Raw genomic sequence first — 14336 nt, forward strand, 5'->3', positions numbered from 1 at the left:
GGATCCCCCGGGGCTCCGCCCATGAACCACCGGCCGCTGCGGCCGCCACACAGTCGACACCGTCGGCCTTCCGAGCCGCGACCCAGGAGGATCACCATGCTCGACCACCGTCTGGACCACGAGTACGAGGAATTGCGGCGCACTGTCGCCGAGTTCGCGCAGGACGTGGTCGCCCCGAAGATCGGGGAGTACTACGAGCAGGGCGAGTTCCCGTACGAGATCGTCCGGGAGATGGGGCGGATGGGCCTGTTCGGCCTGCCGTTCCCCGAGGAGTACGGGGGCATGGGCGGTGACTACTTCGCGCTCTGCCTCGCGCTGGAGGAACTGGCCCGGGTGGACTCGTCGGTCGCCATCACCCTGGAGGCCGCGGTCTCGCTGGGCGCGATGCCGATCTACCGTTTCGGGACGGAGGAGCAGAAGCGCACCTGGCTGCCCCGGCTGACCTCGGGCGAGATGCTCGGCGCCTTCGGGCTGACCGAGCCCGAGGGCGGCTCGGACGCGGGCGCCACGCGGACCACCGCTCGTTTCGACGAGGCCACCGACGAATGGGTGATCAACGGTACGAAGTGCTTCATCACCAACTCCGGCACGGAGATCACCGGCCTGGTCACCGTGACCGCACTGACCGAACCGATCACCCGTTCGAGTGAAGATGGCTCGGATCTCTCGCCACGACGCGAGATCTCCTCCATCATCGTCCCCACCGGAACCCCGGGGTTCACCGTCTCGAAGAAGTACTCCAAGGTCGGGTGGAACGCCTCCGACACCCGCGAACTGTCCTTCACCGAATGCCGAGTCCCCGCAGCCAACCTGCTGGGCGCGCGCGGCCGCGGCTACGCCCAGTTCCTGCGGATCCTCGACGAGGGCCGTATCGCCATCGCAGCCCTGGCCACCGGCCTGGCCCAGGGCTGCGTCGACCAGTCAGTCCTCTACGCCGGTACCCGCCGGGCCTTCGGCCGACCGATCGGCGCCAACCAGGCCATCCAGTTCAAGCTCGCCGACATGGAGATGCGCGCACACACCTCCCGCCTCGCCTGGCGGGACGCCGCCTCCCGGCTGCTGCACTCCGAGCCCTTCAAGAAGGAGGCGGCGATCGCCAAGCTCTACTCCTCCGAAGCCGCCGTCGACAACGCACGGGAGGCCACGCAGATCCACGGCGGGTACGGCTTCATGAACGAGTTCCCGGTCGCACGGTTCTGGCGCGACTGCAAGATCCTTGAGATCGGCGAGGGCACCTCCGAGGTTCAGCGGATGCTGATCGCAAGGGAGTTGGGCGTCACGCCCTGAGACACTTCGTCACGTCCCGGGGTGCGGCGCACGCACTGAGGAGCCGTGCCACGTCCTGAGGCGCTGCGCCACGTCCCAAGGCGCTGCGCCACGTCCCAAGGCACTGCGCTCCAGGACACCGGGCCCGGCCCGCTCCAGGACGCCGAGCTCGCTCAGGACACCAGGCTCGGGGCGCCGCACCCGGGGGCATCGGGTCCCGATCTGCCGCATCCGGATCCGGAGGTACTGCGCCCCTGGGCATTACATCCTGCGCCTCCAGGCTCTCCGGTAGCCCGCGATTTGGGGGCTGCCGGAGAGCAAGGCCGACCCTTCGTCAGGGAATCACGATCACAGGCCGGTTGGCCCGCCTGGCCAGGCGGCCGGAGACCGAACCGAAGAGCTTGCCGAGCAGGCCGTGGGTGCTGCCGACCACGATCGCGTCCGCGGCGTACTCCCGGCCGACCTCCTCGATCTCGTGGCAGATGTCACCGCCGCGCTCGACCAGGATCCAGGGCACCCCGGCGAGGAAGTCGGCGCAGGCCAGTTCCAGGCCGAGGACCTCCGTGCGGTGGTCGGGGAGGTCCACGAAGACAGGGGGCTCACAGCCGGCCCAGACCGTGGCCGGCAGGCGGTTGGCGACGTGGACGATCACCAGCCCGCACTGCGAGCGGCGTGCCATCCCGACCGCATACGCCAACGCGCGCTCGCTGGAGAGCGAGCCGTCGAAACCCACCACGACACCGTGCTGGAAGGCCGGGTCGCAGGAGCGGACGGGCTGCTCCTGCGGGATCGGGCCGTCCTCCCCGTCGGCGCTACCCGCTCCGCGAGATCCACGCGGCCGGCCGACGGGCGCCCCGGCGCCATCCGTCATGGCGTCTCCCATCTGTTCTCCCCTGTGCTCACCCCTGCGCTGCCGGGGCTTCGGCCAGCCTCTGCGGACGACATCGCTGACGAAGGCCGCCCCGGGCCGCCAGTTGCCCGGTCCGGGCCGTGCGATGGACTCACGCGCCCCAGCGCGCTCGGCGGACTCGTCGGGCTCGGCGGGCCCAGCCGACGAGCCGTGCCCAGCAGTCTCGGCATGTCCCGTCTGCGCCCCACGGCCAGCAGGGCCCTCCTGGCCGGCGGACTGTCCACGCGCAACGGAAGCCGCGGGCACACCGGAAGACCCGGGCGCAGCGGACTGGCCTGAGGCGGTGACCCCACTCGATTCAGGGGGCCTTGGCCCAGTGGGCGCGGGGACGTTCGGAACCGCGTCCACCGGCCGCGCGGCAAGATCTGCGTCAGGAGATCTGGAGGACTCAAAACCGGCCATGGCTCAAGGCTCTTCGAGAAGGGTTGGCCAACAGGAAACGACGTGGTTATCGAGGCAACAGGCCCGCCCATGACACCTATTCGGTCTCCGCAGAGCAGCACCGATTGTGACCTGTTCCTTTCAGAGTACGACGGGTGTGAGGCCCGGCCCAGCAGCAGAGCGTTGAAACGGCGACGATCCCGCTAACGGGCGATGCGTGCACCGGGCATTTCGCGCCCCCGATCGGCAATCTCGCGCCTGCCGAGAAAGAGGTTCCCTGGAGCTTCGCCGAGGAGACGCGTCGACGCAACAGGACCACCACACAACGTGACCCGACTGTCATCGAGCACCTTCGCTCCGCCAATGGCTCCCGGGGCAGTTGGCACCCGGGCGCCCGTACCACCGCATACATCCCAGCTGTCCCATTGGCCCATGACGCTCCGATTCCAGCCAATTACGTTCGGTTCGGGACTACCTCTGGCAAGTGCCTGATGCATACCCCGGAGCACTGGCAGCATGCAGCGCATGCCCCTGCTCCTGTTCGACCTCGACAACACGCTGCTGCCCAGGGATGCCGCGTTCATGGCCTGGGCCCAGGACTTCCTCGACGAACACCGGCTACCCACCGGCGACCTGAGCTGGTTCGCCACCATTGACGGTGGCGGCTACGTGCCGCGCAGCACCGTCCTGGGCGCAGCCAAGCGCCGCTACGGACTCGACCACTCCCTCGACTTCCTCCTCGCGCACTACCGCCGAGGCATCAACTCCCACATCCACTGCCCCGCCTCGCACATCGAGGCCCTGAAGTCCGCCAGAGCGGCGGGCTGGACGCTCGGCATCGTCAGCAACGGCAACACCCGGCCGCAGTTGGAGAAGATCCACCGCACCGGGCTCGGCCCGCTGGTGGACGGCTGGGTGATCTCCGAGGAGGCCCGGTGCGTGAAGCCGGACCCGAAGATCTTCGAGATCGCCGCCAATCGCTGCGGCGTCCCGCCGACCCACGGCTGGACCTCCCGCACCTGGATGGTCGGCGACTACGGACCCGCCGACATCGCGGGTGCGGAAGTAACCGGGCTGCGCAGCGTCTGGCTGCACCACGGCCGCCCCTGGGCCGAGGGCGGCTACCGTCCCACCCTCAGCGCGGGGGGCCTGCCGGAGGCCGTCGGCCTGGTCCTGAGCGCGAGCAACGCCCCCTCCCCCAAGCCCCGCCAACGACCGGTCGGCCGGAGGAAGTTCGCCACGCCAGCCTCAAGTCTGTCACCACGGGCAGCAGTTGCCGGGGAACGGCTCTCGCTCAGCGGCGACGGTTCGTCGGCGCGCCGGTACGCCACGTTCTCCCGGCTGGCCGAACCGGCCGACGGCACGACCGGCTGAGGCAGCACGGTCGGCCGAGGCGGGCTGGACCGGGCGGACCGGCGAGCGGTGCGTCGACCGTGCCGGACTCCGGTCGGACGGAGCACACCGCATCGGTGAGGTACGGCGGCGGTGCCGACCTCGGGCGGGCTGCCCCACCAGCCCACCGGGGCTCGATGGAGGGTGACACGGCCCCGCCAAGGGCCTCCGCGGCCCCCTGGGGCTTGCGGGCCCCCCTGGAGCCCTCCAAAGGCGGCCAGGGCCGCCAGGGCGCCGCCCATCGCGCTCACAGCCGCGCACCGCGCTCACACAGGCCACCGAAGACCCCGCCAGCGCGTCATCGCCCACGAGGCCAAACCCAATCGGGGGCACGGCGGCAGGGCGCTACGGCGGTACTTCCGAGTCGGTAATACAGCGGGTTCACCGAACATGGTGGCGGAGCGCACGCCCTTACCCGGGCGGGTCGCCGGGGCTCGCGAGATCACAGCGCGGCGGGCCCGTCGACCGCTGTGAAGCGACCGCCCGTCACCTTTGTCCATCCGGGCAGCCGGCTGTCCCACCCAGCGTCAGAGATCCGGGAGCGTGCGCCACGTCGATCGGGCGGCCCCGGCGTCGCATCGACTCGGTGGCCCCGCCGGCACATCGGCTTCGCGGGTCACCAGTACCGTCGCGACCGAGCCGCAACTATCCAGAGCGCCATGCACCACCGCACCTCGCCACACACCACCGCACGGCCGGCACCCCCCGGACGGCGGCGGCGACCTGAGCCGTACGTCGGCACCGCCACGAGTCAGGAGTCCACCGTGTCGTCGTTGGCCTGTTCGAGCCTGCGTCGAGGCCCTGCGGCGAGTCCCACGAGGCGACCCTGACCACATGTCATGATGGCCCGTTCAGGCGCTTGATGGCAGGGAAGTGGGCCGCGCAACGGGCTCGCAGCAGCGCACGTTGAGAGGGCGCGCGCCCCCTTCTTGAACCGTCTGTTTTCAGTCAATCTCAGCCCACCCGCTACCCCTTGGGCAAAGCCGCAGTCCAGACCGTTCCGCGCTGCACAGCCCGCCCTGATCCCGAGTGGCGGGTCGTGCAACAACAAGCCACCGTTCCTCCTGCCCCCTTCCCAGAGGGGTCGCGGGATGCCACGCTTCGTGATCGAATGCATCACGCCAAATTGCCATGTCGACATAGCGTCGGATGGTGAACTTGTCACAACGCAACGGTCCACCCAGTAGATTCGATCTTGGCGAACAGTGCGGCACCACGGCACCACCACACCACACCACCGAGGGGGCTGGAGCGCCTTGAGCAGGGTGAGCAGGAGCGACGCGGGTCCTGACGGCGGCCAGTCGCCGACCGGTCGCACGAGCCGGGCCGCCGGAGGGGGCGTACCCGCGCAGCCGCCGATGCCGACTCCGGCGACCAGACTGCCTCGGCTACCGCAGGCCGGCCTGCCCACCGCCGTCCCCCGTTCCACCAACGTCGCCCAGTCCGCGAAGCCCTACTACGGCCCGCACGGCCCGCTCGCATCCCGCCCGGGCATCACGACCTCCGCCAACCCGTCTGCGGGACAGGCAGGTTACCCGGCCACCACCGCACCCCAGTACTCGACCACAGGTCCGCTGGCCGACCTGGCGTCGGAGGGCGGCGCGCCACTGGTTCCGGGATCCGGCGCCGGCCACTTCCCGGTCCAGCTCGCCGGTCATGCCGGCGGCCAGCACGGCCCGACCGTCGGCATCGCGACCGCCACCGGCGCGGCGTCGACGGCATCGATGGTCGCCACGGCTGCCGCAGCGGCCGCCGGTTCGGCAGGCGCCGTGGGCGCAGCCGGTTCCGCGGGCTCCTCCTCGACCGTACTGGCCTCCGCACCAAGGAAACTGTCGGGACGTCGGCGGCGCGAGACCGTCGCCGTGCTGATCTTCGGCGGCGCCCCCATCTTCGAGAGCTCCATCCCGCTCTCGGTCTTCGGGGTGGACCGTCAGGACGCGGGAGTGCCCCGGTACCGGCTGCTGGTCTGCGCCGGCGAGGACGGCCCGCTCGCCACTACCGGCGGCCTCACCCTCACCGCGCCGTACGGCCTGGAGGCGCTCGCCCGGGCCGGCACGATCGTCGTACCGGCCTGGCGCTCCATCTCCCAGCCGCCACCGGTCGAGGCCATCGCCGCCCTGCGCAAGGCGCACCACGAGGGCGCCCGGATCATCGGACTGTGCACGGGTGCGTTCGTCCTGGCAGCCGCGGGTCTGCTGGACGGCCGGCCGGCCACCACCCACTGGATGTACGCGCCGACGCTGGCCAAGCGCTACCCCCGGGTCCACGTCGACCCGCGCGAACTCTTCGTCGACGACGGCGATGTGCTCACCTCGGCCGGCACGGCGGCAGGGATCGACCTCTGCCTGCACGTCGTACGGACCGACCACGGCGCGGAGGCGGCCAACGCGCTGGCCCGCCGACTGGTGGTGCCGAGCCGACGCAGCGGCGGAGGACAGGCCCAGTACATCGACCAGTCATTACCTGAAGAGATCGGCAACGACCCGCTCGCCGAGGTCGTGACCTGGGCCCTCGAAAACCTCAACCAGCAGTTCGACGTGGAGGTGCTCGCCGCCCGCGCCTACATGAGCCGCCGGACCTTCGACCGGCGCTTCCGCACCCTGACCGGCAGTGCGCCGCTGCAGTGGCTGATCACTCAGCGGGTGCTGCAGGCGCAGCGGCTGCTGGAGACCTCCGAGCTGTCCGTGGACGATGTCGCACGCCGCTGCGGCTTCCGCTCACCGGTCGCGCTCCGGGGCCACTTCCGGCGCCAACTGGGGGTCTCGCCCGCCGCGTACCGGACCAGCTACCGCGCCCGGCGGCCCGCTTCGGGCGGCGCCACCGTGCCACCGCAGGGGCACCCCGCCCAGGGCCACGGCCATCACGCACCGGGGCATCCGGCGGCGAGCGGCTACCCGGCCGAGCGACTGTCGGGTCTGGCCGGTGCCACCGGTCCGCTCGGTGCGGCCTCCGCTCCGGCGGGCATGCCCGCCGGAGCTCCTGGGGCCGCCGGACCGGCCGGGGGTGCTCCGGGTGCCGGATTCGGCGCTCAGGCCGGGGCGACCGGGACGGCGGTCGCCGGAAGCCAGGCGGGCGTGGGTCCGGCGGGCGGGACTTCGCCGGCCGGCGCCGCGGCGGGTGCGCCACCCGCGTACCACTCGCCGGGCGCGCCGGGGGCCGGAGGCTCCCCGACCGCGGGCGCACTCGGTCGGGGACGGTTCCGTCCGGGCGTTCCGCCGCAGCCGGGCACGGGCCTCGGCAGGACGTCCAGGCCCGGCGACCGCCCGACGGAGCGGCAGGAACGGCCGGCGCGACCGGTGCGGCAGGCGGACCAGCTGACGGACCGTCTGGCCGATCGGTCGCCGGAACGAGCCGTCGAGCACGCGGCCGCGGCGGACGAGGCCCACGGCCGGCCCTCCGCTCGGGGCCTCGGCCAGCGGCACCGTGCCGATGGCAGCGCTCTTCCGCACGCCCATGCGTCCGGGGCTCCGGCGCCCGGCAGGCCCGGTGTCGGGGACCATCCGGGCAGCGGCTTCGCGGACGACGATTCCGACGGCGCCCGTACGGGCGGCCCCGGAGTCGAACACCACAAGGTCGACGACGCGGTCCACGAGGCCGACCGGGCGGAGGACCCCGCCGACGGGAGCGCCGACACCGGCGGCACGGCACGCCTTCCCGAGGCGGACCGTCAACTGTCCGGCTCGCGCGACCGCGCCGTAGGGTGAGTGCGTGAATGACCGTTTGGTATGGATCGACTGTGAAATGACGGGGCTCGACCTCGGCCGGGACGCGCTGGTCGAGGTCGCCGCCCTGGTGACCGACTCCGAGCTGAACATCCTCGGCGAGGGTGTGGACGTCATCATCCGCCCGCCCGCCGAGGCCCTGGCCGGCATGCCCGAGATCGTGCGCACCATGCACACCTCGTCCGGGCTGCTGGACGAGCTGGAGCACGGCATGACGCTGGCCGAGGCCGAGGAGCGCGTCCTCGCCTACATCCGGCAGTACGCACCGGAGGCCGGCAAGACCCCGCTGTGCGGCAACTCGGTCGCCACCGACCGGGGCTTCCTGGCCCGCGACATGCCCACGCTCGAAGGCCACCTGCACTACCGGATCGTGGACGTCTCCTCGATCAAGGAGCTGGCCCGCCGCTGGTACCCGCGCGCCTACTACAACAGCCCGCAGAAGGGCGGCAGCCACCGGGCGCTCGCGGACATCCGCGAGAGCATCGCCGAACTCCGCTACTACCGCGAGGCCGTGTTCGTCGAGCAGCCCGGACCGGACACCGACGCCGCCCGCGCGATCGCCGCGAAGCACCAGCTGCCGACCGGCTGACCCGGGCCGGGCGCCCGCCGTCGCGACCCGAGCGACGACCCGAGCGGCAACCCTGGCGCGAGCATCCCTTCGGATCCTGTAGAGTTCTCTGTGTCGGAGCGGGAACGCGGAAGCGGGAAAGCGCCGGACAGATGGTGGGCGTAGCTCAGTTGGTAGAGCACCTGGTTGTGGTCCAGGTGGTCGCGGGTTCGAGTCCCGTCGCTCACCCCAACGGCCTTGAGGGGCAGATCTCTTGGAGATCTGCCCCTCAAGGCTTTTCTGCGTTGCGGGTTTTCGCGCCCCGGTCGGCCTGATCCGCGCCGATCCGAGCCGCGCCGACCCGACTCGGTCCCGCCCGGCCTGACCCGACCCCCACCAGGGCGGGGCTGGCTCGAAAAGATCTCCGGTCCCCCTCCCCGAGAAAGCTACCCACTAGTAACATCATCGCCATGACCACACCTTCGATCGGCCAGCTGCTCGACTCCACCGTGCCGATGGCCCACACCCTGAAGCTCGAGTACCTGGAGACCAGCCCCGAGCGGGCCGTGCTCCGGCTGCCGGACCAGCCGGAGTTCCACAACCACGTCGGCGGCCCGCACGCCGGTGCGATGTTCACGCTGGCCGAATCGGCGAGCGGCTGCATCGTCCTCGCGGCCTTCAGCGACCAGCTGTCGCGCGCCGTGCCCCTGGTCGTGAACGCCGAGGTCTCGTACAAGAAGCTGGCGATGGGCCCGGTCACCGCCACCGCGACGCTCGGCCGGCCGGCCGCCGACGTCGTCGCCGAGCTGGACAAGGGCGAGCGCCCGGAGCTTCCGGTCACCGTCGAGATCACCCGCGCCGACGGCGCCGTCACCGGCGTGATGACCATCACCTGGACCCTGCGCCCCAACTCCTGAGTTCCAACTCCGGAGCTCCTGGCGCTTACTGGACTCCCGGCGGGGAGCCGCCGGGTGGGGGAGCAACGGCCTCGCGCACGAGTGCTCGTGCGGGAGACCCCCGCCCGGCGGGCCGGGGCCGCCAGGACGCACCGGCGCGCCTCGGCATCGGGCCCTGCCCGCGACGCCCGTCCCGCCCCCAGGGCCTGGCCCCGACCAAGACGCCGGCCGTGCCCCGAAGTCTGGCCCTGCCCGCGTCGCCGGGCCCTCTCGCAAGCCCGGCCCTCTCGGAAGCCGGACCTTTCCGAGGCATCGGAACGAGAAGTACGCCGCCCGCCCGAAGCCGCGTCAGTTCGTCCGAAACCTGCCTTCTCGTTCGCTGCCGCCGCCTGGTGCCGAGGGCTCCGGACCGCCGGCAAACCGAGACGCCGACCACCGCGATGACGGAAAGTCACCGACGCGCGTGACCTGACGCCCCGGGTGCTCGTTCTCGCTTCACGTGCGAGCCAATCACGCGATCCCGGTGCAGCCGCAGGCCGTCTCCGTCCGTTCCGACGGCCCGGGCCGCAACCCGCGGCGGGCGGGTGGACGGCTGCCCCGCCCTCACGTCCTCGCGGCAGGCGGCGTGGCGCTGGCCCAGGTGTGGGGCCTGGGGCTGGGTGCCACCGGCGCGTACGCCGCGACGGCCGAGCCCGACAGCGCGTTGGTCGGCAGGGCCGACGTCCCCGCCCTGCTGGACGGGCTGACCGGCACCACCGCACCGGCCCTGCGGCATCCGGCCGCACCGGTCGAGCAGGTGCTCCAGGACCGGATCAGGGCCGGCGGGCTGCCGCTCCCCGGCCAGGCGGCCGGTGTGCCCGACGCCTTCGCGATCGCCGCCGTACTGCTGCCCGCCGCTCCGCCGCAGCCTCGCGGGGACGCCCTGCGCCCCTCGCGGTCGAGACCGGAGGAGGGCGCGGACCGCTCCCCCTCCAACGCGGGCGCAGCGGCCCGGCCGGGCGCCGACGTCGCCACGGACCCGGCCGCCGTACCACCGCCGCTACCGCCCGGCGGCGCCGCTACCGGCGGTGGCGCCGCTGTCCCGGGTGCGGCCACGACGGGGCGCCGGACGGGCATGGTGCCGGTGCGGTTCCAGGATCCGGCGCAGCCGGTCGCCGATGATCCGCTCAGCCTGACCGCGGCCACTCCCGTCGAGCCGGACGACGACCTCACCGCCGTACTCGTCCCGATCGCGGGCGGCATGCTGCTCAGCGGGGCCGCGATGTACAAGCACCGGGGGCTGCCGCGCGGACACTGAGCACGCGGAACGGACCGGGGCACGGAAGCGCGCCGGATCGGGGCCGGCGCACCGGCGATCAGTGGAAGACGCCGGGTGGCGGGGATCAGTGGAAGACGCCGGGTGGCGGGGCCGGCGACGGGGCTGCCGTGGCATCGGTGGCCGGTACCGCACCGGCGGTGAAGTCGGCCAGCGAGCGGCCGTGCTCCACCCGGCCGAAGTAGGAGTCCGAGGCCACCCGGCGGCTCAACTCGTCCAGCGGGAGCGGCTGCTGGGCCGCCACCAGGATCAGGTTCCCGAACCGCTTGCCCCGCAACACCGCCGGATCGGCCACCAGGCAGACCTCGGGGAAGACCGCACGCAGCGTGGCCACCTGGGACCTGGCGAAGAGCAGCGCCGAACCGTCCGTGATGTTCACGGCGTACCGCCCGCCGGGCGCCAGGGCCCGCGCGGCCAGGGTGGCGAACTCCACCGTCGCGCAGTGCGCCGGAACCCTGGCCCCGGCGAAGACGTCGGCGATGACCAGGTCCACCGCCCCTTCCGGGGTGCGCTCCAGCACCGCGCGGGCGTCCGCGCCGCGGACCTTGACCTGCCAGCCGCGCTCCAACGGGAGCTCCGCCCGGACGAGTTCGGTCAGCGCGGTGTCGATCTCGGCAACCTGCTGACGCGAGCGGGGGCGGGTGGCCGCGACGTAACGGGCCAGGGTGAGGGCGCCGCCGCCGAGGTGCAGTACGGTGACGGGCTTTCCGGGAGCCGCGGCCAGGTCGATCACATGGCCGAGCCTGCGCTGGTACTCGAAGCCCAGATAGGTGGGGTCGGCGAGGTCCACCAGCGACTGCGGCGCACCGTCGACCAGTAGGGTCCAGGCGTGCGGGCGGTCCCGGTCGGGGACGAGTTCGGCCAGTCCGGAGCCCACCTGGCGGGCCAGCGGGCCCTGGGAACGGGTACGGGCCGCGCCGGACGGTCCGCCCGGGGCGGCGGGGTTCGGCTCGGTCTCGGTACGAGCCCTGCCGGCCCTGTTGCTGCGTCCCATGGCCCTCATTATCGCCAAGGTGACGGACAGCGCCCCAGCTCAGCGGCGGTCGGGCAGGGGGGAACGAGAGGGGACGGGAAGGTCTGGGGGGGACGGGCGCCGCGACCGGCTGCGGACGCGAACTCCCCGGTAGGCCGTTCGGCCGGGCCTGGCGGGACAGTGCACCGCGTTCCTCGTGGCGGAGCGGAGACGGCAGCGCGGGCGTGCGACTACGCGGCGGGCGGCGCGTGCGACTACGCGGCGTGGGGCGCGGGCGGCAGCGCGGGTGTGCGGTCACGCGTTGACACGGCTGTGCAGCTCGGGCGGCTGTGCGGCACGGCCTCAGAAAGGCCCGAAGCCGCCTGCGGTCAGCGTGCAGGCAGCTTCGCAGAGTGCCGAGCGCAGCACCCAGGCGTCTGTGGGGCGGGCCGCGGAGTCCGGGCCGGACGGTGGCATCACCCAGCGCGGGTCGGTCGGCGGGTAGAGGACGGCACCGGGTGTACAGCTGCTGCCCGGCAGGTGCCAGAGGTCGGCGGTACCGGCCGGGACCAGGAACGCGATCGCGGAGCCGCCCGCGGTCTGGAGCACCGCCCCGCAGGCGCGGCGGAGCCGGAGGATGTCGACCGTCTCAAGGCCGTGCCGAACCGCGACGGTGACCGTGTCGTAGCCGGCCGGGGGCGGGGCGGTCGCGCCGCCCCCGCCGGTACAGGCCGAGAGTTCACCCTCGACGCCTCTGGCCGCTCCGGCCCCTCGGGCGCCCTCGGCGCCGCGCGGGCCGTCCGGGAGCAGCGCGGGCGCCAGCCCCTGGGCGACCCCGCCGGCGACCGTCCGTCGGTACTGCGGCACTCCGATGACCATGGCGGCCCTCCTGTCACCTCGTCAGGTCGGAAGCCCAGTCACTCGGGCAGGTGGGGGTGCGGATCGGGGCTTCCACGTATCAGGACAACGCGAAGAGTGCCCCTGAAGCCACGGGGCCGCCTACAGCAAGCCATGGCATTTCATGGCAGATCTCGGCAATGACGTCCGAAATGTGGGGAATTGAGGGTACATCATCCGGCAACTCACCGTATTCGCCGGATGACTCCGGGTACTGTCATGGGCGCCCCGTCCGACCCACGAGCACATGCCATCACAGCGGCCGTCCGCGACACCAACCACCCCCACGGGCCCCAACCCCGCTGACCCACCCAGCCCCGGCCGACCCCGATCGCCGCCACCGATCGCCACCTGCCGACCGCGGCCGCACCCGGCCCCCGTTCACTCCGGACCAGCCGCCCCACCGACCTCCCGAACCGCCATAACGACAGCCCCCAGAAACAAGCCTCCAGAAACAAGCCCGCGGCGACAGCCCCCGGGGACAGCCCACAGCGACAGCGACCTTCACAGCACGAGCTCGGAGCGCAGACCATGGCAGCCAAGCGACCCGGCGGAACGCAGTCCACGCCGACCGCCGCCGTCACCCCCCACGTCGCCATCCCCAGAGCCGCCGCCCCCAACGCTGTGATGCGGGAGTTGCGGGGCGACCGCTCCCCCGGCGAGTTCGCCACCGCGATCCGGCGGGCCGCCCGCGAGATCGGCGAACACGTGTCCTGCGACGCCCGCTACGTGGGGCGGGTCGAGTCCGGTGAGATCCGCTGCCCCAACTACGCGTACGAGCGGGTGTTCCGGCACATGTGGCCGGACCGCTCACTACAGGATCTCGGCTTCGCCCCGCGGACGGCGGTCCGCCGCCGCAGCACGCGAGGCGCTGCAGCCGGGCCGCCCGCCCCGGGGCCCGACGGCCGGGCCCCGCTCACCGATTCGCACCATCCCCACGAGGAGAACGACGACGTGCGTCGCCGTACGTTCCTGAGCGGCGGCTCGACCGCCCTGGCGGCAGCACTCGGCCTTGACCGGCCGGCCCACGCCGCAGCCCCCACATCCGCCGTCTCCGCGGAAGCACTGCCGGTACCGGGCGAGTTCGCCGCGGCCCAGGTCGGAACGGCCCGACAGGTGAGCCAACTCCCATCCCTGCGCCGGGTCGGCGCCGCCGAGGTGCTCGGAGTCGAGCAGGCCGTCCGGGACATCAGGCTGCTGGACGACGCGCATGGTGCGGACACCCTCTTCGAGCTGGCCGGCCAGTCGCTGCGCAGCGCGTACGCCCTGCTCAACGACGGCGAGTACAGCAGCGCCACCGAGCGCCGACTGCAGTCCGGGGCCGGGGAGTTGGCCATCTCGGTCGGCTGGCTGGCCCACGACTCCAACCGGCTGGCCGACGCCCGCTCGTTCTACTCGGAAGCGCTCGCCACCGCCCGGATGGCCGACGACACCGCACTGGAGGCGCACGTGTTCTGCAACAGCGCCTTCCTCGCCAGGGACGCCGGCCGCCCGCGCGAGGCGCTGCGCGCTGCGCAGGCCGGCCAGGCCGCGGCGCGCAAACTGGACTCGGACCGACTGCTCTCGCTGCTCGCCATGCGCGAGGCGGGGGGCTGGGCGCTGCTCAAGGACCGGGCGGCCTGCGAACGGGCGCTCGCCCGCGCGCACACGCTGTTCGACCGGGGCGAGTCGGAGGCCGACCCGGAGTGGATGTCGTTCTTCGGCGAGGCGGAGATCGCCGGCCTGGAGGCGCAGTGCTGGTCCGCCCTGGGTGAGTGGGACCGGGCCAGCGAACGGGCCGGGCGGGCCATAGCGCTCCAGGACCCGCACTTCGTCCGCAACCGGGTGCTCTACACCGCCGAACTCGCCCACGACCGGCTGGGCCAGGGGGATCTGGCGGGGGCGGCGAGCCATGGTTCGGCGGCGGTGGCGCTGCTCGGCGAGGTCCGCTCGGCGCGGATCCGGAACATGCTCGCCGACTCCGCCGAGAACCTGCGGCCGCACCGGTCGGTGGCGGAGGTCGCCGACTTCCTGACGGCGTACCACCATGCCGTGGCTGCCTGACGGCCGCCGGGTCCG

The 14336-nt window shown here is 72.8% G+C and carries 8 protein-coding genes, 1 tRNA gene and 2 pseudogenes; 8 read left to right on the forward strand and 3 right to left on the reverse strand.

Going from position 1 to position 14336, the window contains the following annotated elements:
- The first annotated feature begins 96 nt into the window (after positions 1-96).
- Positions 97-1287: an acyl-CoA dehydrogenase family protein gene (locus ABD369_RS11425; protein ID WP_344636204.1), complete on the forward strand. Its 1191-nt coding sequence runs from the start codon at positions 97-99 to the stop codon at positions 1285-1287.
- 313 nt (positions 1288-1600) lie between these two features.
- Here ABD369_RS11425 and ABD369_RS11430 read toward each other — a convergent pair.
- Positions 1601-2041 (reverse strand): annotated as a pseudogene (locus tag ABD369_RS11430) (universal stress protein); the annotation flags it as partial.
- A gap of 1041 nt (positions 2042-3082) precedes the next feature.
- On the opposite strand from ABD369_RS11430, the gene ABD369_RS11435 reads away from it, so the two are divergent.
- From ABD369_RS11435 to ABD369_RS11460, 6 genes and pseudogenes are all read left to right on the forward strand, one after another.
- Positions 3083-3931 carry an HAD family hydrolase gene (locus tag ABD369_RS11435; RefSeq protein ID WP_344636205.1) on the forward strand — a complete coding sequence of 283 codons (849 nt, stop codon included), beginning with the start codon at positions 3083-3085 and terminating at the stop codon, positions 3929-3931.
- 1742 nt (positions 3932-5673) lie between these two features.
- Positions 5674-6753 (forward strand): annotated as a pseudogene (locus ABD369_RS11440) (helix-turn-helix domain-containing protein); the annotation flags it as partial.
- A 904-nt stretch (positions 6754-7657) separates the two neighbouring features.
- Positions 7658-8260, forward strand: a complete 603-nt coding sequence (gene orn / locus ABD369_RS11445; RefSeq protein WP_344636206.1) for an oligoribonuclease — start codon at positions 7658-7660, stop codon at positions 8258-8260.
- Between the two features lie 134 nt (positions 8261-8394).
- Positions 8395-8470: transfer RNA gene (locus ABD369_RS11450), tRNA-His, on the forward strand.
- A gap of 218 nt (positions 8471-8688) precedes the next feature.
- The gene (locus ABD369_RS11455; protein ID WP_344636207.1) at positions 8689-9135 is read left to right on the forward strand and encodes a DUF4442 domain-containing protein; all 447 of its coding nucleotides are present in this window, start codon (positions 8689-8691) and stop codon (positions 9133-9135) included.
- A gap of 478 nt (positions 9136-9613) precedes the next feature.
- The gene (locus ABD369_RS11460) at positions 9614-10411 is read left to right on the forward strand and encodes a hypothetical protein (RefSeq protein WP_344636208.1); all 798 of its coding nucleotides are present in this window, start codon (positions 9614-9616) and stop codon (positions 10409-10411) included.
- An 85-nt stretch (positions 10412-10496) separates the two neighbouring features.
- On the opposite strand, the gene ABD369_RS11465 is transcribed toward ABD369_RS11460, so the two are convergent.
- Both ABD369_RS11465 and ABD369_RS11470 read right to left on the reverse strand, forming a co-directional pair.
- Positions 10497-11423 carry a spermidine synthase gene (locus ABD369_RS11465; RefSeq protein WP_425557589.1) on the reverse strand — a complete coding sequence of 309 codons (927 nt, stop codon included), beginning with the start codon at positions 11421-11423 and terminating at the stop codon, positions 10497-10499.
- A 321-nt stretch (positions 11424-11744) separates the two neighbouring features.
- Positions 11745-12260: a hypothetical protein gene (locus ABD369_RS11470; RefSeq protein WP_344636210.1), complete on the reverse strand. Its 516-nt coding sequence runs from the start codon at positions 12258-12260 to the stop codon at positions 11745-11747.
- 549 nt (positions 12261-12809) lie between these two features.
- Here ABD369_RS11470 and ABD369_RS11475 point away from each other — a divergent pair.
- Entirely contained in the window at positions 12810-14321 is a 1512-nt protein-coding gene (locus ABD369_RS11475; protein ID WP_425557590.1) for an NsdA family TPR-like regulatory protein, read from the forward strand.
- Positions 14322-14336 lie beyond the last annotated feature (15 nt).

Source organism: Kitasatospora cystarginea, assembly GCF_039533515.1.
Classification (GTDB): Bacteria; Actinomycetota; Actinomycetes; order Streptomycetales; family Streptomycetaceae; genus Kitasatospora; species Kitasatospora cystarginea.